This window comes from Ignavibacteriota bacterium, assembly GCA_019637995.1.
GTDB lineage: Bacteria > Bacteroidota > Ignavibacteria > Kapaibacteriales > UBA2268 > JANJTB01.
Window position 1 is genome coordinate 767148 of sequence record JAHBUQ010000001.1, and the last position, 24638, is coordinate 791785.

Genomic DNA, 24638 nt, shown 5'->3' on the forward strand with positions numbered 1-24638 from the left:
TGATTTAATAAGTCAATTTTAAACTGTCATCAATCAATAATGAATTATATGACTTTTCGAATATTTTTTCAAAATAATCAAAATTTGTTTCAGGAGCTTGAAAATATAAATATATCAAATTATCACCCCAGGCAATTACATATTCAAGCATACCGAATGCCATGTGATTTTCAGTTGCCTGTATTGTAGTTCTGTTTAGTATTGTTGCATGCCCTTTAAGCTGAAGATGACGTTGCCAGTAAACTTTATATATGAGCATATCTTCATTGCTTTGGTCCATGCTGCCCTTCCAGAATTCTAAAATATCAGGTTCAGTTGATACAGGTATTGATTTGCTTAAATTCTTTATAATTCCGGCAGTAACACCTACAACCATACCTTCAGATTGAGGATTAATATTTTCAGGTGTTAATAAAAATTCAACTCTGTCACTTGATTCAACCGGCATTTGAATTAATTTCCAATTATCAGGCAATTCGATAGAAAAGCTGCCATCCGGACTTGCAAACTGTTTAAAATTTAAATTTTCGAGTGGTGTAAATATTGCATTTCTTAATTCTGAAAGTAACTTTCTGTCTTTATCTGCTTCAGCCTCTTTTCCAATCAAGCTATAAGTATAAGCTCGATTGTTTAGTGCATCAAGTTCATCGGGGTCAAGTTCGAAAGCAGTAGTATAATCCTTAATGGCTTCATCATATTTTTCCATTTTATAGTAAGTGTTACCTCGATTATAGTAAACTTTTGCACTTGCAAGTCCGAGAGCAATTGCAGTGCTGTAGTCCTTTGCAGATGAAGCAAAATCCTCTTTTATGTAGTGAAGTCTTGCCCTTTGGAGGTAAATTTCAGGATTTTTAGCATCAAGTTTGATGGCTTTATCGAAATCTTTAACTGCTTTATCGAATTGCTGAATTGCTATAAAAGCGCTTCCTCTGTTGATATAAGCCTGAGAAAAACTTACATCAAGCTTAATAGCTCTGTTAAAATCTTCTATGGCTTTTTCCAAGTCTCCTTTATAGCTAAGAGCCAATCCGCGATTATTAAATGAATCAGGGTCATCGCCATTGATATCAAGGGCATGATTGAAATCGTTTATAGCTGCATCAAAATTATTAGTGTATAGAAATGCAACACCTCGTTTGTAGAGTGCATAAGCATCTTTCGGGTCTTTTTGGAGTATTTTTGTATACTCAGCAATTGCTTTATCATAATTTCTTGCAAAAAATGCAGCGTCGCCACTTTCATAGTCAGCATTTTGTGAGTATAATTTTATAAATGTCAATGAAATAATCGTTATTACTATCAGAAATCTAAGCATTAATCTACCATTTAATAAATTTAACAAATCATTTTATTTTTAGTCTATGACGAAGTACTTCGCTATTCATAACATATTGGTCTTTTTCAACGAGTAAATATTGTACTCCATTTATTTCTGCATCCCTCAAATCTGAAAAGAATGATGACTCTTCAGTTTTTTGGACACTAAAAATATCATGGATATTTTCACGGGAAAAAATCAAAATATCATTTTTGGATTTATCTTTGCAAAAGTCAATTATGGAATCAAAATTATCAAAACAAATTATCCTGAATGAGCTGTTTTCAAGTGAACTTTTTTTGTTATCAAATACTGCAATCTGTGTATTTAATGACTTAATTTCTCTACCAAGAGCTTCAGAAATAACTTTTTGCGAAATTGCACCCGGTCTGATAAGTTTTGGCTCATCAACAAGGCTAATTACTGTTGATTCAATCTGATAGCGACATTTACCGGCATCGAGTATTACAGGGACAAGACCCTGCAAATCATCATAAGCGTGCATTGCAATCACGGGAGACGGTTTGCCGGATTTATTGGCTGAAGTGGCTGCAATTGGCTGACCAAATTTTTGTGAAAGTTCTAAAAAAATGTCATTTGCCGGAAACCTGATTGATAATGTATCGCCACCACCTGTTACCAAATCAGGTACTTCACTCCTTTTGCTCATCACAATTGAAAGTGGTCCGGGAAGGAACTTGTCAGCTAGTATATAAAATTCATCCGGTATATCGCGGCAAAGCATTTTAGCATCATTGATATTGGAAATATGAGCAGAAAGTGGATTTTTAAAATCACGACCTTTTATTTTATAAACCATTTCTACTGCATTTAAATCAAATAATCCTCCGCCAATTCCATAAACAGTTTCAGTTGGAAAAACAACAGGCATACCGGCTCTGAGCCAGCTCAAAGCCTTCTCAATTGATGAATCAAAGTCGGTTGATATATTTAGTATTTCTGTTATCATCATTAATATTACAATAAAAAAAGTATCAAATTGACTAATAGACTTTATTTTTATTACATTTTATATTAGATATTATGCTTAATGACGATAGTAATTACAAAATTCTTCAAGATATAGCGGAAAAAAACCTAATTGCTTTGGACTCTTCATTCGAAGAATTGTTTTTGGAAATTGATTGTGATTTATGGTATGAGTCAAATTTTAATCCGAAAACTTTTTTAAAGAAACTTCAATCAAAACATAAGAATCATGAAATTGAAATCAAAATCTATGACAAGTATTGGCAAAGATATGAGAAATTGATTGAAAATTATGATAAAAATCCGACTTATAAAGTAGCATATTTCAGCCCGGAATTTGGATTTCATGAGACTTTCCCGAATTATGCAGGCGGACTTGGAATTCTTGCAGGTGATATCATTAAATCCTCAATAGCTAATAATCTTGGATTAATCGGAGTCAGTTTATTTTATACAAATGGTTATTTCAAGCAATACATCAGCAATAACCGTCAAAAACAAACTTATCCAAATGTAAACAAATATGAAACAGGTATAGAAAAATTTAAGGATAATAATGGTAAGGATATTTTTGTTGACATCAATATTGCCGGATTTGATTTAAAAATTACTGCTTATAAGTACAATATAGCCGGCGGCTTTGTTGTACTCCTGAGTACTGATTCACTAGAAAATGGTGATTACAGAAAAATAACTAAGCAGCTCTATACAGGCGACCGCACTCTAAGATTATTACAGGAGATCGTACTTGGTTTTGGAGGAGTAAAAATCTTAAATAAATTAGGTTTAACTGTTGAAAAATATCATATTAACGAAGGCCATGCTTCTTTTGCAATGCTTGAAAGAGCTATCGTCTATTCAAAAAATAATAGAATTGATTTATTTGAAGCGATTGATAATTTATTAAATGAAAATATTTTTACTACACATACTCCTGTGATTCACGGAAATGAGGAGTTCAAAATCTCGGAACTTGAAAAATATTTAGAAAATATAGTACCTGATTTCGAGTCGAATTTTCCAAAATTAATTAAGTTGGGAAAGACTTCTTCAATTGATGAAGATATGTTCTCAATGACTTCATTTGGAATTAATCTTGCAAAGAAATCCAATGGAGTTAGCAAACTTCACGGGCAGACAGCAACAGTAATGTGGGATGAAATCTATAAAGTTAATAATAAGATTGATTCTATGGATTATGTTACTAATGGAATTCATCTTAATTCATGGATGTCGGGTATTTTTAGAAATTATGTTGATGATTTCTCAGGAGATGAAGATAAAATTAGAGAAGCAATTCAGAGATTAAAGCCTGAAATACTTCTAAATGATAAATTAGAAGTAAAGAATCGCAGCTTGGAATTGATATTTCGCCACAAATCAATAAATCAAAATGAAATATTTTTTAAAAACAATGACTTAGCAAGTCTGAAATCATCTTTAGTAATTGGGTTTGCAAGAAGATTCGCAAGTTACAAGAGAGCAGACCTGATTTTCAGCGATATAGATCGTTTGAAGATAATTTTGGACTCAAGCCCGGTAAATATAATCATAATATTCAGCGGGAAAGCTCATCCTAAAGATAAAGAAGGTAAGAAAACCCTCCAGAAAGTTCTTGATTCAATAAATAATAACAAACTTAATAAAAATATTATTTTTATTCCGAATTATGATATTAGATTGGGCAGATTATTAGTAAGCAGTACTGATGTCTGGTTAAACACACCAGAAAGACCATTAGAAGCATGCGGTACTTCAGGTATGAAAGCGGCTGCAAATTTTGGTATAAATCTTAGTATTAATGACGGTTGGTGGCATGAAGCTTTTAATAAAAAGAATGGATACTCAATTGACGGTAATCAATCGGAAAATGAAATTGTTAGTAATATTTATAATATACTTGAATTCGATATTATTCCTAAATATTCAAATGCAATATATGGCAAATCTTATGAATGGACTGAAATTATGAAAGAGTCTTTTCTTACGTCCATTATTAACTTCAGTTCTGAAAGAATGATGCAGGATTATTTTCGAACGTTATACAATGCATGATTTTTCAAATTTTAAACACGGAAAGATAGTGAATTTTGAATTAAAACCCCTGGGAATTGTTAAATCAGCCTTGATTTTTATATTCTTCACGATTATTTTGTATTTTGCTTGTTGGAATTATCTTCCATTTTTGATTCGCAAATTTGGAGCTCACCCTGTTTTAGCATGGCACATAAGTGGCGGTATTGTATTTGTAATGCTTTTTTCATCAGCTTTTGCAGCATTCTTAGGTGAGAGGGCTATTGGATTAAGACAGTCATTCTGGGAAAGATTCAGGATTAAAAAGCTTGACAAAACAGACTGGAAGTGGTCTTTATGGGGATTGCTTGCATTATATGTTTCAAGTGGCTTAGTGTTTTTTGCAGAAAGTAGTTTGATATCGAACTTCAGTACAAATCCTGCATTTATGGAGATGCCTCCGATAAAACCTAATGAATGGTGGCTTCTTCTTACTTGGTTAATAATGTTCTTTTTCAATATTGTGGGAGAAGAAATTTTCTGGCGTGGTTATATGTTCCCCAAACAAAGAATAGTATTGGGCAAATATACATGGATAGTCAATTCAGCTGGTTGGATGCTTTTTCACCTTGCGTTTGGTTGGCAAATGATGATTATGTTAATTCCAACAATTGTTATTATTCCATATATTATGCAAAAAAGAGATAATACTACTATCGGAATTTTTCTGCATGGTGTATTCAATGGTTTAAGTTATCTGGCAATTACATTAAGTAGTTTCTTTTCTTGACTAACTCTGTTGTAAGGACTTTAAATATTGTTTAGTTGGGTTAGAATCTTTTTTGTGCCACTCTGAGCGAAGTATAAATTGACTTCGCTCAGTTGGACATCATTATTATAAATTATACAAAAATCAGAATATTAGTTATTGCCACCGCGTTTGATACTGTCAATTACTCTGAAAGTAATATCAATCGACTGGTCAGAATAAATTGCAGCCATTTTATCAACAACAAGCATAATTTTTTCTTCCTTGGCTACTTTCTCAATAGCTTTACGAATCTTGTTTCTGATTGGCTCAAGCAATTCTTCGCGGAATTTATTAAGTTCACCCTGCTGTCCGAACTTTTCTTCCTGATATTGCATCATAATCATGTTCTGATTTTGTAATGATTCTTCTTCCACTTGCTGTTTATCTTGGGGCATCATAGATTTTTGCTTCTGATACTGCTCGATTTTTGCAGTCAAATCTGAACGCATTTTCAAAAGTGTATCCTGCCACTTTTGTCCTTTGTCTTTGATAAGCCTGTCTGCATCAATAGCATCAGGAAGTTCCTTCAAAACTGATTCAACATCAACCACACCAAGTTTATTCCCTGCCTGGCTGTAAGAATTTTCCGATACTGTCAGCATCAAAATTGCTGACATAAATATAATCGGAAGATAAAATTTCAACTTATTCATACTCAAAATTCTCCAAAAATTAAATTAATATAATATACTGTTACTGTCCTAAATGAAATAGAAATCTCCAACCCGATTGTTCGCCATTTGATAAAGTGTCAAATCCATAACCATAACTAAATCCCATAATGCCAATGGGCATAACCATCATCTGAATACCAAAACCTGCTGATCTTTTTAAATCAAAGGGATTGGTCGAGCGTAAGTCACCCCAGACATTACCTGCTTCGGCAAAGCCATAGACATAAATTGGCATAGGGTCAAGGGATATTGCGAATCTTAATTCTGCAGTGTATTTTGCCATTACTTTACTTCCTGCTCCCGGTCCGATTTGATTATCAGGATAGCCTCGTAAAGGAGTAACACTGAAACCGCTAAGCCCGTTACCACCCATTCTGTACAATTCAATAGGAGAAATTGTAGTATCAGATTTGAATCCCGCAAGATATCCGAATCTTGTCGAAAGCATTGCTACGAGTCTGTCATTGCCTTCAACTTTCGCTAAAGCATTGTACATATCGAAATTTAACTCGTTTTTGAAATAATCAACTTGACCGATACCAATTGCGCCCATTGCAAAATTTGTGGAATATGAAAATCTTGAGCCTGCTGTTGGGAAAAACATGTGATTGAGCGAAATACGTGATAGTCTTTGTCCGATCGTTACTTCCGTAAATTTGCCCTGTCTGAAGAAGAAAGACTCAGTTTTGTTGTCGTTAATTTGTAATCGGGTACTCCAGTCGGCTCTCCAGTAATCATCAGGCCATCTGAAACGACGTCCAATGTTTATACCAATCCCGGTTCTGCTTTGGTCTAAGTCCTGAAAATTAAAATAAGTATCAAAAACATTAAATCCAACAGTTGTCGGCTCATCAAAAAGCCATGGCTCCGTTACACCAAGAGAGAAGTTTCGGTAGCGGTTAGCTTGTCCAAATTCCCAATTAAAGTTAAAAATTTGTCCGCCACCACCTTTCAATGGTTCTGTAATTGAGAAATTATTAAAGGTAAATCCAACTGCACCGGTAAGTCCAAAACTACCTGCAAAACCAATTGAGGCATTAAAAGTATCTGTCGAGCGTTCTTCTACTTTATAAACAATATCAACTGCGGTGTTATCATTTTCGGTTGGTTTGATGTCAGGTCTTAAAGTTTCAGGGTTAAAGTACTGTAGCACCTGAAGTGCTCTTATGCTTCTAATTATTGCTGACCTGTCAAAGAAATCTCCGGGTCTTGTAAAGAGCTCACGTCTAACAACTTTATCTTTAGTTTTAGTATTGCCGACAATTGTTACTTTACCAATTTTAAATCTTTCATTTTCATATACATTTACAAGAATATCTACCGAATCAGGAGGCAATCTTAGTATTTCAGGCATCATCCTTGCCTGTAAATATCCATTATCAAGATAGAGAGAAGAGGCGTCAGTTTGATTTTCATTTCCGGTTAAATTCTGTTGAAATCTTTCTACATTATAAACATCACCTGTTTTAAATTCAAGTCGTCTCAATAGCACTTCGTCAGGATAGACTGTATTTCCTTCGAAGCGTATATTTCTGACATAAACCTTTGGACCTTCATCCACAGTGATGATGATATGAACAGCTTTTTTGTCTGCATCATAAATAACTGAATCTTTAACAATAAAAGCATCAATAAAACCATTCTTTTGAAAGAATTTTTCAAGAAGTTTTTTATCATCTTCGTATTTTTTCATTTCAAATTTAGCTGACCTCCAAACTTGCCACCAGGATTTGGTTTTAGTTTCTTCAAATGCACCGGACAATTCACCATCGCTAAAATTCTCACTTCCTTCAAATCTTATGGAGCGAACTTTGAAATTAGTTCCTTCATTGACTTTTACTAAAATTCTTGTATATGCATTTGTATCGGTATCCTCAAAATTTGCTTTAACTCTTGTAAAAGGAGAACCTTCTTTTTCATATAAAGCTTCAACAGAACGCTCCGCAAGATATAAATCATATTTTGAAACAATATCACCCCGCATTTTACCAACAGCTTCGATAATATCATTATCGTTTATATCATCATTGTCTTCAATAATTACTGCGCTTACTCTAGGATTTTCCTTTACAACAATTTCAAGAAATACACCCATATCTGTAATTCTGTCCAGCTTAATATCTACAAACGAAAACTGTTTTCGACCCCAAAGAGTTTGAATTGCCTTTTGAACTTTTGGGTCATTTACTAACCTGATACTTTCGCCGGGAACAAGTCCTGATAAAGCTATAATGCTCTCAGTATCTGCGAACTGATTGCCACGAACTGTAACACCGGCTATGGTATATTGTTGAGGTTGTTGCATCTGCATACCACCTTGTGCAGACAATTCGGCTGACAGCGTAAGGGCGGTAAGCAAAAACAAAACAATTTTTTTAAGCATATTCAACTTATTTTCTGAAATCTAAATTTTATTAAAAATACACTGCAAACAATATAATGACGAATGAGTTTCTATTTCTTTAACACATTCATAACTTTTTGCAGATATGATGTTTCGTTATTCATATCTGCTTCTATCAAAACTTGCGAAGAGGTCTTTCCATACCTTCTCTCACGGTTCATATAATTCTCCAAAGCTTCGTATAAATCTTCTCTTCTGAACTCAGGCCAATACTTGTTTGATATATAAATCTCTCCGTAAGCAACTTCCCAAAGAAGAAAATTACTCAATCTCATTTCTCCACTTGTGCGAATCATAAAATCTGCTTCCGGAAGGTCAGCTGTCTGAAGATAAGATGTAAATAAATCTTCAGAAATATCTTCAGGTGATATTTTACCTCTTCTGACATCTAAACCTATCATTTGAACAGCACGGACTATATCCCATCTGCCACTGTAGCTGAGAGCAAGGGTCAAATTCAGACCCGTATTTTCAGCTGTAAGCTCAATGGACTCCTTAAGAAGTTTCTGAACTACTTTAGGTAGTGAGCTAAGCTTACCTATAGTTCTGAGCCTTACTCCATTATCATGAAGCTCATTAATCTCAGACCTCAAATACTGCTCTAAAATATTCATCAGACCCATTACTTCAGTAGCAGGTCTTTTCCAGTTCTCTATCGAAAATGCGTAGAGAGTCAAGTATTTAACACCAAGCTGGGAGGAAGCTTTAACGATATCTCGTACACTTTCCATTCCTGCTTTATGTCCTGCAATTCTGGGCATTCCTTTTTCAATTGCCCATCTGCCATTGCCGTCCATTATGACGGCTACATGTTTTGGCAGCTTGCCAAGTGCTGTAATACATTCTTGTTTTACAACATCTGTATTGCTGCGTTGTTTATTCCAATTCACCATTTCCTCAAAGAAATCTCAAAATTTGACTTTGAACAATTTCAAATTTACGGTTATTTTTCGATATATTCAAGAAATTGCTATTTTTTATCTGTTTTTAAGTTGAATTGTGCGTTCTGCGTAAGCATCTTCTGTCTCATATAATCGAATTGTAAGACTGACAAGATTATCAAATTGACTAAAATGCGGCTTTGCAATATCGAGCATATATGTTACCAGATTTTCTGATGTTGTTAAATATGATATTACATGATACTTAAATCCGTTATCCCGCAGAAAGTTAATCATTAAATCATCTTTATCATCACAAATAAATGAGTGATCTAACTTGTCAAGCAGTGGTTTGACAAAACGGTCAATGTCATAATAATCCAAAACCATTGAATTATTGTCTTGCTCACCTTCTAAAATCACAAACATTTTGTAAGAGTGACCGTGGATATTCTTACATGGTCCATCATGAAATGGCAGTCTATGGCTCATTTCCCATTTATATTCTTTACCAATTTTGGTCAGCATTGCATTAGTCCTGCTTTTTGTAATAAGCCTTGATTACAGACGAAATACCGCCTCTAACATCCCACTCGCTAATGATTTCCATCTCTCTTGGTTGGCAAGCCAATACCAAATCATCAAGAATTTGATTAGTTACTGCTTCATAAAATATTCCTTTGTTTCTGAATTCAAGGAAATAATACTTTAAAGCTTTTAATTCTATGCAAACTTCATCAGGTACGTAGCGGACTGTAATTGTTCCAAAGTCAGGAAGTCCTGTCTTTGGACAAACAGATGTAAATTCAGGATTTATGTGACTTATCTCATAATCCCGCTGAGGGGCAGGATTTGGGAATGTTTCGATATTCAACTTGATTTCTCCGAATAATTTTGTTAAATGAATTTATAATTATGCAAAAATAATCATTTTTTTAATTGTATTAAAACATTGATGGTAATTAATTTAAAAAATATTATATTGTAAGACTTACTGAGAAATCGTAACATCAATTCGAGTACCTTTTCGGTGCATTTCTCCTGCAGGAGGAAACTGAGCAATGACTGTATTTAAAGTATAAGTTTCATTTTTTTGAAAAGTTATATTTCCCAGCTCAAATCCGTGTTCGTCCAGCACGAAACTGACTTCCTCCAGCCATAATCCTGTAAGCATAGGTACTTCTTCCTGAGCATTTGACCCTTGGCTGACAGTAATGTGTATAACACTGCCATAAGGAACAAATTTATTTCGCTGCTCACTTTGAGCCATAATCGAATCTCTTCCTACGGTTTCGCTGAAATCATAACTAATCTCACCAAGTTCCAAACCTTTGTTCATTAGTTCTAATCGAGCTTTGCTCAGTGGTAAGTTGATTAAATAAGGTACTGATACAGTTTCCTTGCCCTTGCTGACTGTCAAATATAATGTTCGTCCCTCTTTTACTTCCATATTATGATATGGAACTTGTTTTACGATTGTTCTGCTTGGATATTCCTCACTATATATTTCGTGGGAAATTTTGTAAGCCAGTTTTGCACCCGAAATAAGTGCCAAACCTTCGTTTAATGATTTACCGGTTAAATCAGGTACTTTTACCAATTTTTTATTATGTACCAGAGCTGGCATCAAGACTCCATCAACCAATAAAAATACTAAATATAATGATAGGATAAAAATTAGAATTACAATCAAATATGGAAGAGCATGTTTAGGTTTAAAACTTAAGTTCAATCTAAAATTACTCTCAGTATCATTTTGGTTGCGGTATTTACTGTAAGGTTTATGCCTTTTTTCTTCTTCGATATTTTTTTCTTGTTCTGACAATATTCAAATTTTAGTTTCTAAAAAAATTAAAAATAAGCATTTTATTTGAGAATTAAAAAAACTTTAAGACTTAATCAATATTTTACATCATTTTCCGTTATGTAAATTTATATTTACAATAATGGTAAAATATATTTTCAATAGAGAAATAATAATATTAAATTATGCTAAACGAAAGTATTGAAAATTACTTGAAAGCAATTTACGGCTTGAGTAATAATGATTATGTTTCTACAAATGAAATTGCAGAGAAATTAGCTGCTTCACCATCATCAGTATCAAAAACATTAAAAAAATTATCAGATTCAGGATATGTTTATTATACTTCTCACAAAGGTGTAAAGCTCACTGAGTCAGGTCTTGCAGAATCTATGAAAATTCTTAGAAGGCATAGACTTCTTGAGTTGTTTCTTCATAATGTGTTAGGATATGATTGGGATGAAATTCATGATGAGGCTTGTGTTTTGGAGCATCATATAAGTAATAAATTTGAAGATGCTATTGATAAATATCTTGGATATCCAAATAGAGACCCACATGGCGATCCAATTCCAAATAAAAATGGTGAGCTTTCACATTATGAAACCAAACCTGTGTCTGAGCTTGAAGTCGGAAATGAGGGAAAAATATTCAGGATTAAAGGGAATGATCCGGAATTGCTTAAATATCTATCAAAAAATAACCTATTACCTGATAAAATTGTAAGAATTATCAGAAAGGAACCTTTTGAAGGCTCAGTCGTATTAGAGAACGATGGCAAGAATACTGTAATAGGTATGGAAGTTGCCAAATCAATTTTAATTTTAGAAATCAACAATAACTAAATATAAGGTAAGATTTTATGAATTTTTCAAAGTTTTTTATAAGCTTCACAATCATTTTTTTTGGATTTTTAATATCATTATCAGCTCATGACAGAACAATTAGGGGTATTGTTCATGATAAAAACGACAAACCAATTCCAAGTGCGACTATTCGCCTTGAAAATACAATGCTTGGAACAATAGCAAACAAGCAAGGTGAGTTTATGCTCAGACGTATCCCCGACGGGAAGTTCAGATTAGCAATAACTGCTGTGGGTTATGAACCATATTATCATACAATTGAATTCGAGCACGAAGATGGAGATGATATGGATTTGAATATTACAATGTTTGAGTCTGTCATATTTTCCGGTAATGTTGTTGTCACAGCAACACGCTCGGACAAAATATATGAGGATGTACCCGTAAAAGTGTCTGTAATTGATGATAAGATATTTACAACATCTCAATCAGTAGCTCTTCGTGACGGACTTAGATTTCAACCGGGACTCAGAGTAGAGGCGAACTGTCAGAACTGCGGTTTTACTCAGGTAAGGCTCAACGGACTTGAGGGCAGATATTCTCAGATTCTAATTGATAGCAGACCTATATTTTCATCATTGAATGGATTATACGGCTTAGACCAAATTCCGGCAAATATGATTGACAGAGTTGAGGTCGTAAGAGGTGGCGGCTCTTCACTTTATGGTGGGAATGCTATTGGCGGGATTATAAATATCATCACAAGGAAGCCTGAAGAAAGCAATTTTGAAGCATCATATCTGCATGGTTTTATAGATGGCAGAATCCCTGACCGTTCTATGCAGTTAAGTGGTTCAAGTGTAACCCAAAGGCAGGACGCCGGAGTTTATCTTTTCGGAAATTTCCACGAAAGAAATCCATGGGACGCAAATGGTGATGGGTTTACAGAGTCGTCACTTCTCAAAGAAAATTCATTTGGAGCAAGAGCATTTTATGCTCCAACAGCATACAGCAAATTATCACTTGATTTTCATTCGATTGGCGAGTTCAGACGTGGGGGAGACCAGCTCGAACTTCCACCACATGAAGTAATGATGGCTGAAGAACTGACACATGATATTCATGGAGGAGGACTAACTTATGAGCAGTACTTCAACCGTAATCTATCGAAATTATCTGCATATACTTCTGTGAATTTTACAAACCGCAGAAATTATACCGGTATTGAAATGGACCCTCGTGGCTATGGCAAAACCAATAACTCTGTATATGTTGGCGGGCTTATGATGTCGCATGCTATTGAAGATGCATGGATAGGAAGCAATGTGCTTACTTTTGGTGCTGAATATCAGTATGACAATGTAATTAATGAAGCTACAGGTTACAGGACATCACTAAATCAGACTACGAGATTATGGGGATTCTATTTCCAGACAGACTGGCTTATGACTGATAAATTCAGCTTACTTACAGGTGCAAGAATTGATAAACATAATTTTGTCGAAAATCCAATGATTAACCCAAGACTTACTGCAATGTATAAAGCTACAAAAGATTTAACTTTCAGAGGTAATCTTACAACCGGTTACAGAGCGCCACAGGCGTATGATGAAGACCTGCACGAAAGTCTCCGCTCCGGTACAAGAATGATTATCCTTCTCGACCCTGATTTGAAAGAGGAACGCTCATTTGGATATTCCTTCAGTGGTGATTACACATATTACATTGATGAATTGCCAATTTCACTTTCGTTGGAATATTTCAATACAAGGCTATTGGATGTCTTCGTTAATGAAGAAACTGGTATTGATGCCGCAGGGAATATTGTATTTACAAAAAGGAACGGAGATGGTGCTACGGTTCAGGGAATGACAGCTGAATTCAAAACATTTTTTACTTACGATATTCAGCTACAGACCGGTATTACTTACCAAACAAGTACTTACGATTCGCCCATTTTATGGTCTGAGGGGGATGAGACTGAAGGAATTCCGGAGCAAACTACAAGCAATATCCTCCGAACACCTAATCTTTATGGCTATCTTACACTGTTTGCACAAATCACTGATAGCTGGGATGTTAACCTGACAGGCATTTATACTGGCAATATGTATGTACCACATTATGCCGGTGGAATTCGACCGGATGGTTCTGTACTTGAATTAGACAGAATGACTGAATCGCCTGATTTCTTTGAGCTGAACATTCAATCATCTCTAAAGGTTTTCAAAAATCCTGATATTTCTCTCAGTTTTGGAATAGTCAATTTGCTGAATCAGTTTCAGAATGATTTCGACAGAGGAGCTTCCCGAGATACAGATTATATATATGGACCTATTCGCCCACGAACATACACCTTTGGAATTAAAGCAGGTATATAGAAGTTTTAAATTTTATACAATCAAAAAAATGTAAATTAAAAATTATTTTAATTATCATTTTTTTATTATATTACAATTGTGATTCTGTCAATTTTGAATTTTGTTCTTTTTATTTAGTGGGTTGAGAGATTAATTGGCGCAAATAATGTGCCACTTTTACTTTATATTAGGAGTATTTATTATGTATTCTAATTTATTTTTAGGCGGCTCGCAGAGCCGCCGGACAGCCGGACAGCCGGACAGCCGGACAGCCGTATTAGATTTTTTATTGCCACAATTATACTTGGTATAATAATAACTTTAGGAGGCAATAAAATGTATTCCGACATACCTGTACCTGAGAAAATGATTGAGATTACAGATTTTCAGGTGCTTACAGGTGATAGCGTAAGCATTGGTGATACTATTGCTGTATTATTGGATTTCAGAGCTATAATTGATTGTGATGTTATGGTTTCTTTGCCAATATTTGGTGGAATCAGATTACTTAACGATACTACGAGAAACTTCCAATATTCACAGAACATAAGTGTGGAAAAGGATAGTATCGAAAGCCTTACTTTTTACTTAATTGCAAGTGATTCAGGTACTACCTATATTAAAGCTGCTGTAGCTATTATACCCAATGATAGCTATGTAAGATTCCCTCAAAATTTTTCCGGTATGGATGAATCACCACATTATGAAATTGATATTGGTACACCCGATATATCGTATTTAATGATTTGTAAGAATTTTATACCAAATCAAGATATTGTATGCCAAAATTTATACTTCGGACAGCTTGTTTTAAATGTAGGTACTGAAGAACTTTCACCTGTTAGAAGAAATGTAAATGTTAACGGAAAAATATTATTTCATGATTATTATGAACCATTCGCTCCAAATGAAGCACGAGAAAAAGGTGCATTAACTAATGTCTGGCTTTTTTTCTACAAGTCAAATTTACATGTTTCATTATATCATCCTGTGCCTTATCATAATGGAAAACCTATTGAAGGGGTTCATTTTGCAAGATGTAACGAGCAAGGTGGATTCGGATTTGCATTTGACTATCTTTTAGATTCTCTGATTTTATCTGACCCTTCAGCAAATTGGAAAATTGGACTTTTTGTAGGCAAGGAAAATGAAGCTGTTTTATTAAATTCTATGAATAAACATCATTTGATACATAATATTGTCAATCCTGACAGAGATTCTGATGAATTAAAAGTATTTCAAATAAGAATAAATCCTGACTTAAATAATCAATTTTCGTCAACTGCAAACTACACATGGCATCTTGGAAAAAGATATTTCGGGTCATTTGGTTCGAATGATGAAGAAGGAGCTATTTTCAGACACACGACTTTAGCAAGAAAATTCTTAATTGAAAGACTGGAAATTGATGAAAACAACTCAATTCAAATGGCTGAAAATATTCCTAATCAAGTTGTTATTAATGAAAAATATCATCCATCTGATAAAAACCATTTCAATGGATTTACAAAGTCGATAAATATCGTACATCGTAATAATGTTAGAAGGTCATTACCAACTGCAAACTTGATGGCTCATGAATGGGCTCATTATTATCATGACTTTTTAACATTTAGAGGTAGCTCAGAAATTTATGAAGGATGGGCAATGTTTTTCGCTAATGTATTTATTGATTGGCAAGAGAACAAATATGGGGACTACCGAAATCATATCGATGATACTGAAATGGGACCGTTTACTTCTCATGAACTTGATGATGATGGCGGGTTAGAAATTTGGGAGCGATTTGGAAATTGTAGTCAAGTTACTTTTAATAACTTGAATGCATATAACAGATGTCGATTTGCAGCTTATCTCGGCAATCTTTATGATAGTTTTGATGAAGGGGATTTTAAAAGTTTTAGATATAGAGGGTATGATAATGATGATGTGCAAGGTTTAGGAAAAACAGTGTTTGATTGTTTTGTACATTACAACCTTAATTACGAGACATTAACAGTTTCCGATAAATCAATACCGAAAGGTTTCAATGATTTATTCAAATCATTTGCTGCTGATACCGACAACGAATTACAAGAATCCATTCAAAAAATATATGATTTTATGGAGTTTGGTGATAATGTATTACCATTATCTTCTGATATCGCTATAAGATCACCACAGATAAACTTATCGTCTTTTGTGGAGGATACAGATTTGGTTTTAGAATTTGAAACCCGTGCTTATCCTGATAATATTGGACTTGGTTCAATAGTGTATTATGAAAATTCAATCAAAGCATTTTCTACTACATCATTTGATTTTCGTAATAGAGAAACAGGTGTTAACATCTATGTTTCAGATGGTTTAGACTGGGTGTTGCAAAATTTTGTCAGTTTTACAGAGCAGGATTATTCTTATGTTATAGATAATCGAATTCCCAATAACTACAAAATATCAAGTTTCAAGTTACATGGTGGTGATTCATACAATCCCTATATAAGGACGACTCCAGGTAAGAGAAGTCTATTTGGATTTGAAGAACAAAACACTAAACCTTTGATATACCCGAATCCTAATAACGGATTAATAAACATCAAGTCCTCATTATTTGGTAGTACAGATTTGACAATCGAACTATTTGACTTATTGTCAAATACAATATTTGTTGTAAATCTTAAAGCAAACAACAATCTTGTTACTTTTTCGATACCACAGCATTTAACAAATGGTACTTACTTTATAAAAATTACTGATAAAATTTCAGGCAATAACTTAATGAGCAATTCAGTAATTCTTAAACGTTAATCTATAACAGGAGTTTGTTATGAAAATATTTTATTTATTTGTGATCATACTGATGACATCAAAAAGTTTTAGTCAGGATAACTGGCGTATTATTGAACCAAATTGGGCAGGATTTGATATATCAGTAATTTACCACATTAATTCATTTGATAATGGGCAGCTAATATTACACACAGATGGTAATATATACCACTTATTTCCAGAAGATTTATCTAATATATCACTCATTAATTTTACTGATTGGAATACTCTCTTAGGGGGTGTATCCGGAAAAAGTCAATCTGAAATTGTATTTTATGGAATTGATTTTAACCCTTTTACTTTCCCTAAAGCTGAAAGAAGACGAGTTTATTATAAGTTATTCAAGGACACTACAAAAAATGTTGATGGCAAGAAATTCAAAGCTTATGCTTATGATGCAATTCCGTATCAGGGATATTCAGATGCTGAAGTTGTTTATTCCAACATCAATACATCAGGTTATGGAATAAGTGTTGCTAAACCTAAAATGATGACTTTCTCTTATGAAAATTGGGTGGAAACAACAGAAGGATTTAATGATGAATACGAGGCACAATGCGGAGTTTTTCACAACGATAAGAATTACATTGTAGCAGTCAACAAACAGAATGAAATTAACATTTTATCTACAATTGATGGCTCTGAATGGGTACTTGAAAGCACTCTAAGTCATTTTAAGTTTGATGAAAACGATGGAATTGTTAAGCTTCTGATAAACAACGAAAATGATTATTATATCATTACAAAAAAAGGGATTCATTATTCCTTAGATTTCGGTAAAAACTGGAATACTATAGAACTGAGTTCTTATGAAATCAACGATGCGGTTCTTAGAAATCAAAATGAAATTTACTTTTGTGGGAAATTAGGATTGGTTGCAAAATTAGATTTACATACATTTGATTATCAAATATTCCAGAATTCAATCGAATTTGATTTAAACACTATTCACTTCACTAATATTGGTGATTGTTGGCTTGGCGGTAAGAGTACGAAATTGCTTAAGTATCAATTTGGTACAAGTCTAGAAGATGCTACTTACAAGTTAGAAAATTTAACGAGTATTTACCCAAATCCAAGTCAGAGTTTTATTCGTATCAAAAGTCCAATATTGGAAAATAAATCAGTCATAATAAATATTTATGACATCAATTCTCTAAAGCTACATACTGCTTATTTGGTTGCTAAAAGTAATGAACTCAACATACAACTTCCTACTTCACTATCAAATGGTGTTTATTTTATCAATATTATTGACAAAAATGAAAACCAACTTTTGTTGAATGATTCATTCATTATTAGTAAATAATTATCAATAGCCCCACTCCATAAAAGTAGGGCTATAACAGGAGAAAATTAAGATGAAAAAAATTATATTTTTATTCATAATGGCCAATGTAACATTAACAATAAAACTTACAGCAGAATGGGAAAGAATACCTTTTGGTGATGATATTTATTCAATAATTATAAAAACAAATGGAGATATTTTCGTTGGTACAGAAGGTCGTGGAGTCCAATTAAGTACAGATAATGGTAATAAATGGAAAATATTAGATAATGGTTTTCCATTTCCGTTTGTTTCTTCCTTAAGTGTAAGTGATTCTAATATTTATGCTGGTACATTTGGTGAAGGTGTATTTTTGAGCACTAATTATGGCGTTGAATGGAAATCATTAAATACCGGATTGGACTCACTAAATCCAAGTGGTTCGGTTTGGTCAGTCGTTGCTGAAGGTACAAATGTATTTGTCGGTACACCGGGAAGAGGTATATTTGTGAGTACAAATTTGGGTCAGTCATGGTATCCAATTAATAATGGATTACCTGAACGAATAATTTTTTCAATTTGTATGAAGGATACCAATATTTTTATTAGTGTAACTGGAATTGGTAGTAATAATAGCTTTGGGATTTACCTTAGTACAAATAAAGGAGAAGGTTGGAACGAAGTAAATAGTGGTTTATCAAACCTTTCTATTAGAACTATAGTTACAAATGGTACAAATCTTTATGCTGGTACACTAGGAGGAGTATTCAAAAGTACAAATAATGGAGAAAGTTGGGAATCTATAAATATTGGTATTACAGATTTTCGTATTTTATCATTAGCATTGAATGATAAATATTTATTTGCTGGTACATATGATGGCAAGATTTTTATGAGCACCAATAGCGGTGATAGTTGGAAAAGAATTGATAATGATATTACAACAAGTCGTATTCAAACATTAGCAATTGGTAATGGATATATTTTTGCCGGTACATCATATGGTTCACCTAAAGGTATTTTCAGAGCAAAATTAAGCGACATAGAAACAAGCGTAGCGGACATACCTGTAAATAATAATCAAATATCAGTTTATCCGAATCCCGCAAGTGATTATATTACAATTTCTATCCCTGAAATCAACCCTACGGTTAACCGCAGGGTTGATGGGTTGGTTGATAAAGTGCAAATATTTGATATGCTTGGGCTGGAAGTTTTATCTGTAGGGATAGGGCTTGACCTGTCCACACAGAAAATTGACGTATCGCATCTGCCGACGGGAGTGTATTTCATCAGAATTATTTGCAGCAATGGAGCTTGCTCCATTGTCGAGAAGTTTGTGAAGCAATTGTAGCAATGGAGCTTGCTCCATTGTTGAAAAGTGCCACACTTGCGAAGTGTGGCACAATTGCCTATTGTTTTCTTTGATATTTTTCCTACTTTACAAGTATCATTTTCTTGGTCTCAGCAAAAATTCCGGCTCTGATTGTATAGAAATAAACCCCTGAATTCAGACCATCTGAAGGTAGTCTTACTGAGTATTCTCCTGGCGACATTACTTGAGTTCCATCAAGAAGAGTCATAACTCTTTCGCCCGTTGTGTTGTAAATTTCAAGATATACAGGCACGCGCTCCATTATTGAGAATCTTATATCGGTATAATCGTTCCAAGGATTTGGGAAATTCTGGTCAAGATTATGATTGTTGTCAGTAAACTTAAGATAAGTCAGGTTGCATCTGCCTCCTGAATTGCAATAACCAAAAAGTGGTACAGGAATCAAATCTAAAAACATTATTGAGTCAGTGCTGAAATCAGCCGGAAAAATATCAAAAGTACTAAAAATACTATCCGGTACTACAGAAAGAAACTTAAGGTCGGCAATTTCACCTCTTTTCAGAGCATTAATACCTATAAATGATAGTCTTATCAATCCATGTTGATACCCTGTAATCATTTCTCCGCCAATTCGATTGGAAGTCGAAAGTAGTTTGAGTGTCCTTGGATTATATACGAAGTAAACATCGAAGGATAATCCCATAATATGATATTCAATATTGTTTCTGATGGCTGAAAAATCGTTTTCATTAAAAATTGATACAATAACAGTATCGCCAAGGAAATAATTCAATGTATCGGGTGTATCAAAATTATAAGATATATCCATTCTTACAGGGAATTCAGGTGCGTAACCAATACCTTCTACAGATACCGTATCAGTGACATCACAAGGCTCAAAACTGAGAGCCTTTGCAAGTGAATATCTTTCACCGCTTCTTCTTGGGCAAAACTCAATTTCGATTACTGCCGAGTCACCTACTTCTATATAGGTTCCTGCAACAGGTGTCATGTTTACTATTTTCACATCATCGGGAAGGTCAATCAAATCATTTACTTCCAGTGATACATCGCCAATATTAACTATTGATATAAGTCTTGTCACACAATCTAAAACCTGTACACTGTCGAAATCAGCACCTGAAGTAATTTTAATTTCAGGCTGTAAAATTATAACGGTTCCGTAATCATTGGCAGCTACAATATTGAATAAAATAACTTCTTCAGTATCAAACGATATTGAATCTATTGAAATATTGAAAGTATCACGTAAACCAAACTTAGATGTATATTTAGCATACATTATTGGTCTGATTGAATCAACTGAACAGAAATTTTTGAGTAAAAATTCACTTCCGCCATATTGCGACAGCTGATGACTGATAGAAGGAATGTGTGGTTTGCAGGTATCTCTTAGATATGGCGATTCGTAGCCAGCAAAATTAAGTTTGGTAGTGTCATATCCTAAACGAAGTTTAATATCAACAACATCAGCAGGAAATTTACGAGATGAATAAACCGGTACATAAAGTGTGTCGCAGGAAATAAAACGTAGTGTATCTGGCTCAATTCTCAGATTGTCGAAATTGAAAGAAAGACCGAATGCCGGTGCATATCCTGAGCCGTAAACCAAAATGGTAGTATCAGCAGAGTTACATGGTTTACTGTAGTGAATTACCATTTTTGCCCTATATTCTCTTACAGCCCGAGGTTTGAAATCAATCTGAATTACTAAAGAATCTTCTCTTTGCAATTCCACAGGAAAATCAGTAAATCCATTTATTGAAGCCGAAAATACTCTTTCATTTGGCATAAATGTGATTGAATCAATTACAACTGTTTCCTGATTTTGATTAAACTCTATAGGTGGAATTTTAATTTTTGTAAAACGTGGAGAAGCAAAAGTATCAACTCTTGTTGGTGGAAAGTCAAGATAATGATTGTCTGATTCAAATAGAAGTTCCATCTTACCGGCAAGATATACGTTATATAATCTGTCCCAACCATTACCATGAGCTTTTATCCAAATTCTTGCTTCATGATTTATACTGTCACGGTCGAAAACACCACCCGGGCAATAATTGATTCTTAATGTGTCTCTTGTTGAGGGCGGTATGCTGTAGGGCAAATTGACTGCACTTTTAGTCATAATATCAGAATTCCATGTGTATAGCTCAGGATAAGCATTTACAATATTGGCACCATCAATATAAATACTGTCTATTATCATATCGAATTTAGCCGATTCATTTATCAATTGAATTCGACGTTCAGAGCATCCGCAAGGCTTGATATAACCAAAACTAAGTACTGAAACAGGTATATCGAGCGGAACAATTAATCCTCGTCCTGACATATCTCCGCTGAACTGAACAGGGCATGGTGATGATGAGTAAACTCTGATTTTTTCATTGTAAAATTTGTCCTGAGTAGGAGCAAATTCAATTGTTACCCGAATTGTATCGCGTGGATTAATTATAGCTCCGGTAAAATTCTGAGGGTAAATAATATTAAAATCCTGTCCGGAAATAATGCTGTCAATCTTAATATCAAATAATGAGATATTTTCAATCATAATTACTCTGCGACGAGTATCACCAACTTCAAGCTGACCAAAAGCTGACTCTTGAGTAACAAATATTTTTGGAGACTGCGAGGTCCCGATTATCTTTAGGTTCCATTCAATTCCGTCAGAAGTTTTAAAGTAGATAAATGCTCTGTCAACTCTGTCGCGGGTTACATCATTAGGGCTGTATTCTACTTCAAAATCAAATGTCTGATCAGGATTTAAAGTCATTGCTGTTGGTAAAGTTGAAGGATTAATAAGTTTAAATCTCCCTGAAGTATCAGCGAAGAAAAATTCATTCATATTCAAAATGCCTGAGCTCTCGTTTTTAAATTTAATTGTGCCTCTACCTGTTTGACAACCAATTACGTCGTTAATTCTTAATACATCAGGTTCGTAACTGAATCTTTCAATATATGCGTTTCCTTTTACAGGAATACAGCCGGAATTATAGCAACGAGTCTCAAAGAAGCATACTTCATCAAAATATTCTTTTGCCTGCGATGGATTAAATGTCAGTGGAACTTTGCCTACTCCGTTTGGTGGAATATTTATCGTACGTGATCCTGTAAGGAAAAATCCGCTTCCTTCTTTTACATAGAATGAAACCCTTATCGGGTCACTACTCTTATTTCTTACTTCCACATCAACTGTACGTGATTGCCCTACAGGTATAGAGCCAAAGTCAATCTCCGGAAGTATAAATTCGAGCTCAGCTTCATAGCCAACTCCTCTTACATAAATAGCTTTATGAATAGTGCATCCCCCAGAGCGAACTACAAATATTATTGAATCATTATAAATACCTTTTCGAGTGGGATAAAACCTGAAAAAATCCGGAAGATAACCTGTTTCAGGGTCTAAAGTTACAGGATATCTGAATGGAACTCCCGTAAAACCATCAGGAAATATTATGGTATCGACAGTAATTTTTTCACCAATCAACAAATTAGCCCACATATACTGAATGGCATCTGAGGCGAAATTAACGCAAACTGTTCCAAAATCCAAGGGAGGAAGTCTGTCAATCCCATTTGTTTGATAAATTCCAATAACTTCCTGTACTTTTCCAACTAAGTCTATCTCTACTATAGAATTACATTCATCATTCGATAAAATTGTTAGTTTACCTTTGTATAATTCAGTTGTATCTTTTGACCTGAACCTGATAGTAACATCACGGCAATCACCTGGTTGAATATCAAAAGGAACAGAAGGGGAGATTACTTGAAATATTTCCGGGATTGATGATATTAATGAATTGATTCTTAATGTTTTGTTAGTTGTTGTATTACAAATTGTAATAACTGAGTCAATAAAAGGAGTTTCGCGGCACATCGCTTTCAGCATATCAAATCCCAGAGAATCTTTGCTGTATGATAGCTCAGATCCTCTTGTCAGACGAACAGGAATATTAATTAAATCTCGACAACGATTGAGTGAATAAATCTGAAGAGTTGGAGCTATATTGCCAATTAATTCTCCATCAAAGCTCACTGTAAATTCATATTCCTGATTTTGGTTCGTATTGTTAAAGCGGTTAGGCGTAACTTTAAAAAATTGATTACCATCTCCGATGACCCGTACAAATAATGTTTTTGAACATGAAGAGGTATCTCTGACTTTGAACTTCCATTCTTTAGTGTTTTCACATTTTAAAGTATCCCTCAATACGCTAATATCAGGTTCGATTAATACAGTTCTTTTGAATGACCTGTTCGACTGTCGACAAGCTGCATTGCTTCTTGCAATACCATTATTACCAAAATCAGTTGCATCGCAGAGATTAAATATTGTTGGGTTTTGATTATATCTATGGTATAAGATAAGTCCGGATTCATTTCCTTCAAGCGACATATCTTTACCACAATATATTTCTGCAGCTGTACGTACACGATGCCAGATTCTGAATTCATCTATTTGTCCTAAAAAAGTACGGTTATTATTCGGCTCGTTCCAAAGAGCATTAGTCGAGCCTATTTGAAGTGACAAATCAGCTCTTTCAGGCTTTTTAAGTACACTAAGAGGAAAATTTGTATTTGATGCAGTAGCTGCTGTTGAACCATTTATATATATAGTTGCAGTGTTATTGCTTCCATTGAAAACAAAAGCACCGTGTACCCAATTCGAATAAAATGCAGAAATTGGAGTGCCGACTATTGTATTATCACTACTTTTAAAACTGAAATTTGGATGATTGAGTTCAAAAATAAGGTTATCATCAGGTGATATATATATTGCCCAGACATCATTAGCATCTTCGGCAGGTCCCCAAATACCTGCCACAAACTGTGTTTTTCCTGATTGGCGCTCAGGTTTGAACCAAAATTCAACGGTTAATTCATTTGTATAGGAAAATAAGGAAACAGATGAATTAACATCTACATACTCTGCTGCGTTTCCGGAAGTGACTGATAATGTGAGGGCATTGCCGATACATGCTTTCAGGGAATCACATTGGCTTGCTGAATATGAATTAAAGGATAGAATTACAAATGACAGCAAATAAAATCCTACCGTTAACAATATTTTTCTAAGTTTGTAACGAGGTCCCAAATCTCAACTCGCATTGATGAATTTACATAAAACTATGACTT

Annotated in this window: 16 protein-coding genes; 7 read left to right on the forward strand and 9 right to left on the reverse strand. The window is 34.2% G+C overall.

Annotation, left to right across the window (positions count from 1 at the left end):
• Positions 1–4: 4 nt before the first annotated feature.
• Together KF896_03020 and KF896_03025 are read right to left on the reverse strand one after the other, a co-directional pair.
• On the reverse strand, positions 5–1315 hold the full coding sequence (locus KF896_03020) for a tetratricopeptide repeat protein (protein ID MBX3042665.1): 1311 nt from the start codon (positions 1313–1315) through the stop codon (positions 5–7).
• 28 nt (positions 1316–1343) lie between these two features.
• Complete coding sequence (locus KF896_03025) at positions 1344–2288, reverse strand: threonylcarbamoyl-AMP synthase (GenBank protein MBX3042666.1); 945 nt, start codon at positions 2286–2288, stop codon at positions 1344–1346.
• 74 nt (positions 2289–2362) lie between these two features.
• On the opposite strand from KF896_03025, the gene glgP reads away from it, so the two are divergent.
• On the forward strand, positions 2363–4363 hold the full coding sequence (gene glgP / locus KF896_03030) for an alpha-glucan family phosphorylase (GenBank protein MBX3042667.1): 2001 nt from the start codon (positions 2363–2365) through the stop codon (positions 4361–4363).
• A 28-nt stretch (positions 4364–4391) separates the two neighbouring features.
• A complete protein-coding gene (locus tag KF896_03035; protein MBX3042668.1) occupies positions 4392–5111 on the forward strand; it encodes a CPBP family intramembrane metalloprotease in 720 nt (239 codons plus the stop codon).
• Between the two features lie 131 nt (positions 5112–5242).
• On the opposite strand, the gene KF896_03040 is transcribed toward KF896_03035, so the two are convergent.
• From KF896_03040 to KF896_03065, 6 genes are all read right to left on the reverse strand, one after another.
• A complete protein-coding gene (locus KF896_03040; protein MBX3042669.1) occupies positions 5243–5785 on the reverse strand; it encodes an OmpH family outer membrane protein in 543 nt (180 codons plus the stop codon).
• A 40-nt stretch (positions 5786–5825) separates the two neighbouring features.
• Complete coding sequence (bamA, locus tag KF896_03045; GenBank protein MBX3042670.1) at positions 5826–8189, reverse strand: outer membrane protein assembly factor BamA; 2364 nt, start codon at positions 8187–8189, stop codon at positions 5826–5828.
• Between the two features lie 71 nt (positions 8190–8260).
• On the reverse strand, positions 8261–9103 hold the full coding sequence (locus KF896_03050; protein MBX3042671.1) for an isoprenyl transferase: 843 nt from the start codon (positions 9101–9103) through the stop codon (positions 8261–8263).
• An 84-nt stretch (positions 9104–9187) separates the two neighbouring features.
• Positions 9188–9619: a 6-carboxytetrahydropterin synthase gene (locus KF896_03055; GenBank protein MBX3042672.1), complete on the reverse strand. Its 432-nt coding sequence runs from the start codon at positions 9617–9619 to the stop codon at positions 9188–9190.
• A gap of 4 nt (positions 9620–9623) precedes the next feature.
• Positions 9624–9971 carry a preQ(1) synthase gene (gene queF / locus KF896_03060; GenBank protein ID MBX3042673.1) on the reverse strand — a complete coding sequence of 116 codons (348 nt, stop codon included), beginning with the start codon at positions 9969–9971 and terminating at the stop codon, positions 9624–9626.
• Positions 9972–10082: 111 nt separating this feature from the next.
• Positions 10083–10916, reverse strand: a complete 834-nt coding sequence (locus KF896_03065) for a PASTA domain-containing protein (GenBank protein MBX3042674.1) — start codon at positions 10914–10916, stop codon at positions 10083–10085.
• 164 nt (positions 10917–11080) lie between these two features.
• Between KF896_03065 and KF896_03070 the strand changes: the two genes are divergently transcribed.
• The 5 genes from KF896_03070 (at position 11081) to KF896_03090 (ending at position 19493) form a co-directional block, all read left to right on the forward strand.
• Complete coding sequence (locus KF896_03070; GenBank protein MBX3042675.1) at positions 11081–11740, forward strand: metal-dependent transcriptional regulator; 660 nt, start codon at positions 11081–11083, stop codon at positions 11738–11740.
• Between the two features lie 17 nt (positions 11741–11757).
• Positions 11758–14082 (forward strand): TonB-dependent receptor, encoded by a 2325-nt coding sequence (locus KF896_03075; GenBank protein MBX3042676.1) that lies wholly within the window; start codon positions 11758–11760, stop codon positions 14080–14082.
• Between the two features lie 315 nt (positions 14083–14397).
• Positions 14398–16848, forward strand: a complete 2451-nt coding sequence (locus KF896_03080; protein ID MBX3042677.1) for a T9SS type A sorting domain-containing protein — start codon at positions 14398–14400, stop codon at positions 16846–16848.
• A 19-nt stretch (positions 16849–16867) separates the two neighbouring features.
• Complete coding sequence (locus KF896_03085; GenBank protein MBX3042678.1) at positions 16868–18178, forward strand: T9SS type A sorting domain-containing protein; 1311 nt, start codon at positions 16868–16870, stop codon at positions 18176–18178.
• A 52-nt stretch (positions 18179–18230) separates the two neighbouring features.
• The gene (locus tag KF896_03090) at positions 18231–19493 is read left to right on the forward strand and encodes a T9SS type A sorting domain-containing protein (protein MBX3042679.1); all 1263 of its coding nucleotides are present in this window, start codon (positions 18231–18233) and stop codon (positions 19491–19493) included.
• Positions 19494–19575: 82 nt separating this feature from the next.
• On the opposite strand, the gene KF896_03095 is transcribed toward KF896_03090, so the two are convergent.
• Positions 19576–24546 (reverse strand): T9SS type A sorting domain-containing protein, encoded by a 4971-nt coding sequence (locus tag KF896_03095; GenBank protein MBX3042680.1) that lies wholly within the window; start codon positions 24544–24546, stop codon positions 19576–19578.
• Positions 24547–24638 lie beyond the last annotated feature (92 nt).

Excerpts from the sequence above, each read along its gene's own strand:
- KF896_03020 (MBX3042665.1), bottom strand. The coding sequence starts at position 1,315 with ATGCTTAGATTTCTGATAGTAATAACGATTATTTCATTGACATTTATA.
- KF896_03025 (MBX3042666.1), bottom strand. The coding sequence starts at position 2,288 with ATGATAACAGAAATACTAAATATATCAACCGACTTTGATTCATCAATT.
- glgP (MBX3042667.1), top strand. The coding sequence starts at position 2,363 with ATGCTTAATGACGATAGTAATTACAAAATTCTTCAAGATATAGCGGAA.
- KF896_03040 (MBX3042669.1), bottom strand. The coding sequence starts at position 5,785 with ATGAATAAGTTGAAATTTTATCTTCCGATTATATTTATGTCAGCAATT.
- bamA (MBX3042670.1), bottom strand. The coding sequence starts at position 8,189 with ATGCTTAAAAAAATTGTTTTGTTTTTGCTTACCGCCCTTACGCTGTCA.
- KF896_03050 (MBX3042671.1), bottom strand. The coding sequence starts at position 9,103 with ATGGTGAATTGGAATAAACAACGCAGCAATACAGATGTTGTAAAACAA.
- KF896_03055 (MBX3042672.1), bottom strand. The coding sequence starts at position 9,619 with ATGCTGACCAAAATTGGTAAAGAATATAAATGGGAAATGAGCCATAGA.
- KF896_03070 (MBX3042675.1), top strand. The coding sequence starts at position 11,081 with ATGCTAAACGAAAGTATTGAAAATTACTTGAAAGCAATTTACGGCTTG.
- KF896_03075 (MBX3042676.1), top strand. The coding sequence starts at position 11,758 with ATGAATTTTTCAAAGTTTTTTATAAGCTTCACAATCATTTTTTTTGGA.
- KF896_03080 (MBX3042677.1), top strand. The coding sequence starts at position 14,398 with ATGTATTCCGACATACCTGTACCTGAGAAAATGATTGAGATTACAGAT.
- KF896_03085 (MBX3042678.1), top strand. The coding sequence starts at position 16,868 with ATGAAAATATTTTATTTATTTGTGATCATACTGATGACATCAAAAAGT.
- KF896_03090 (MBX3042679.1), top strand. The coding sequence starts at position 18,231 with ATGAAAAAAATTATATTTTTATTCATAATGGCCAATGTAACATTAACA.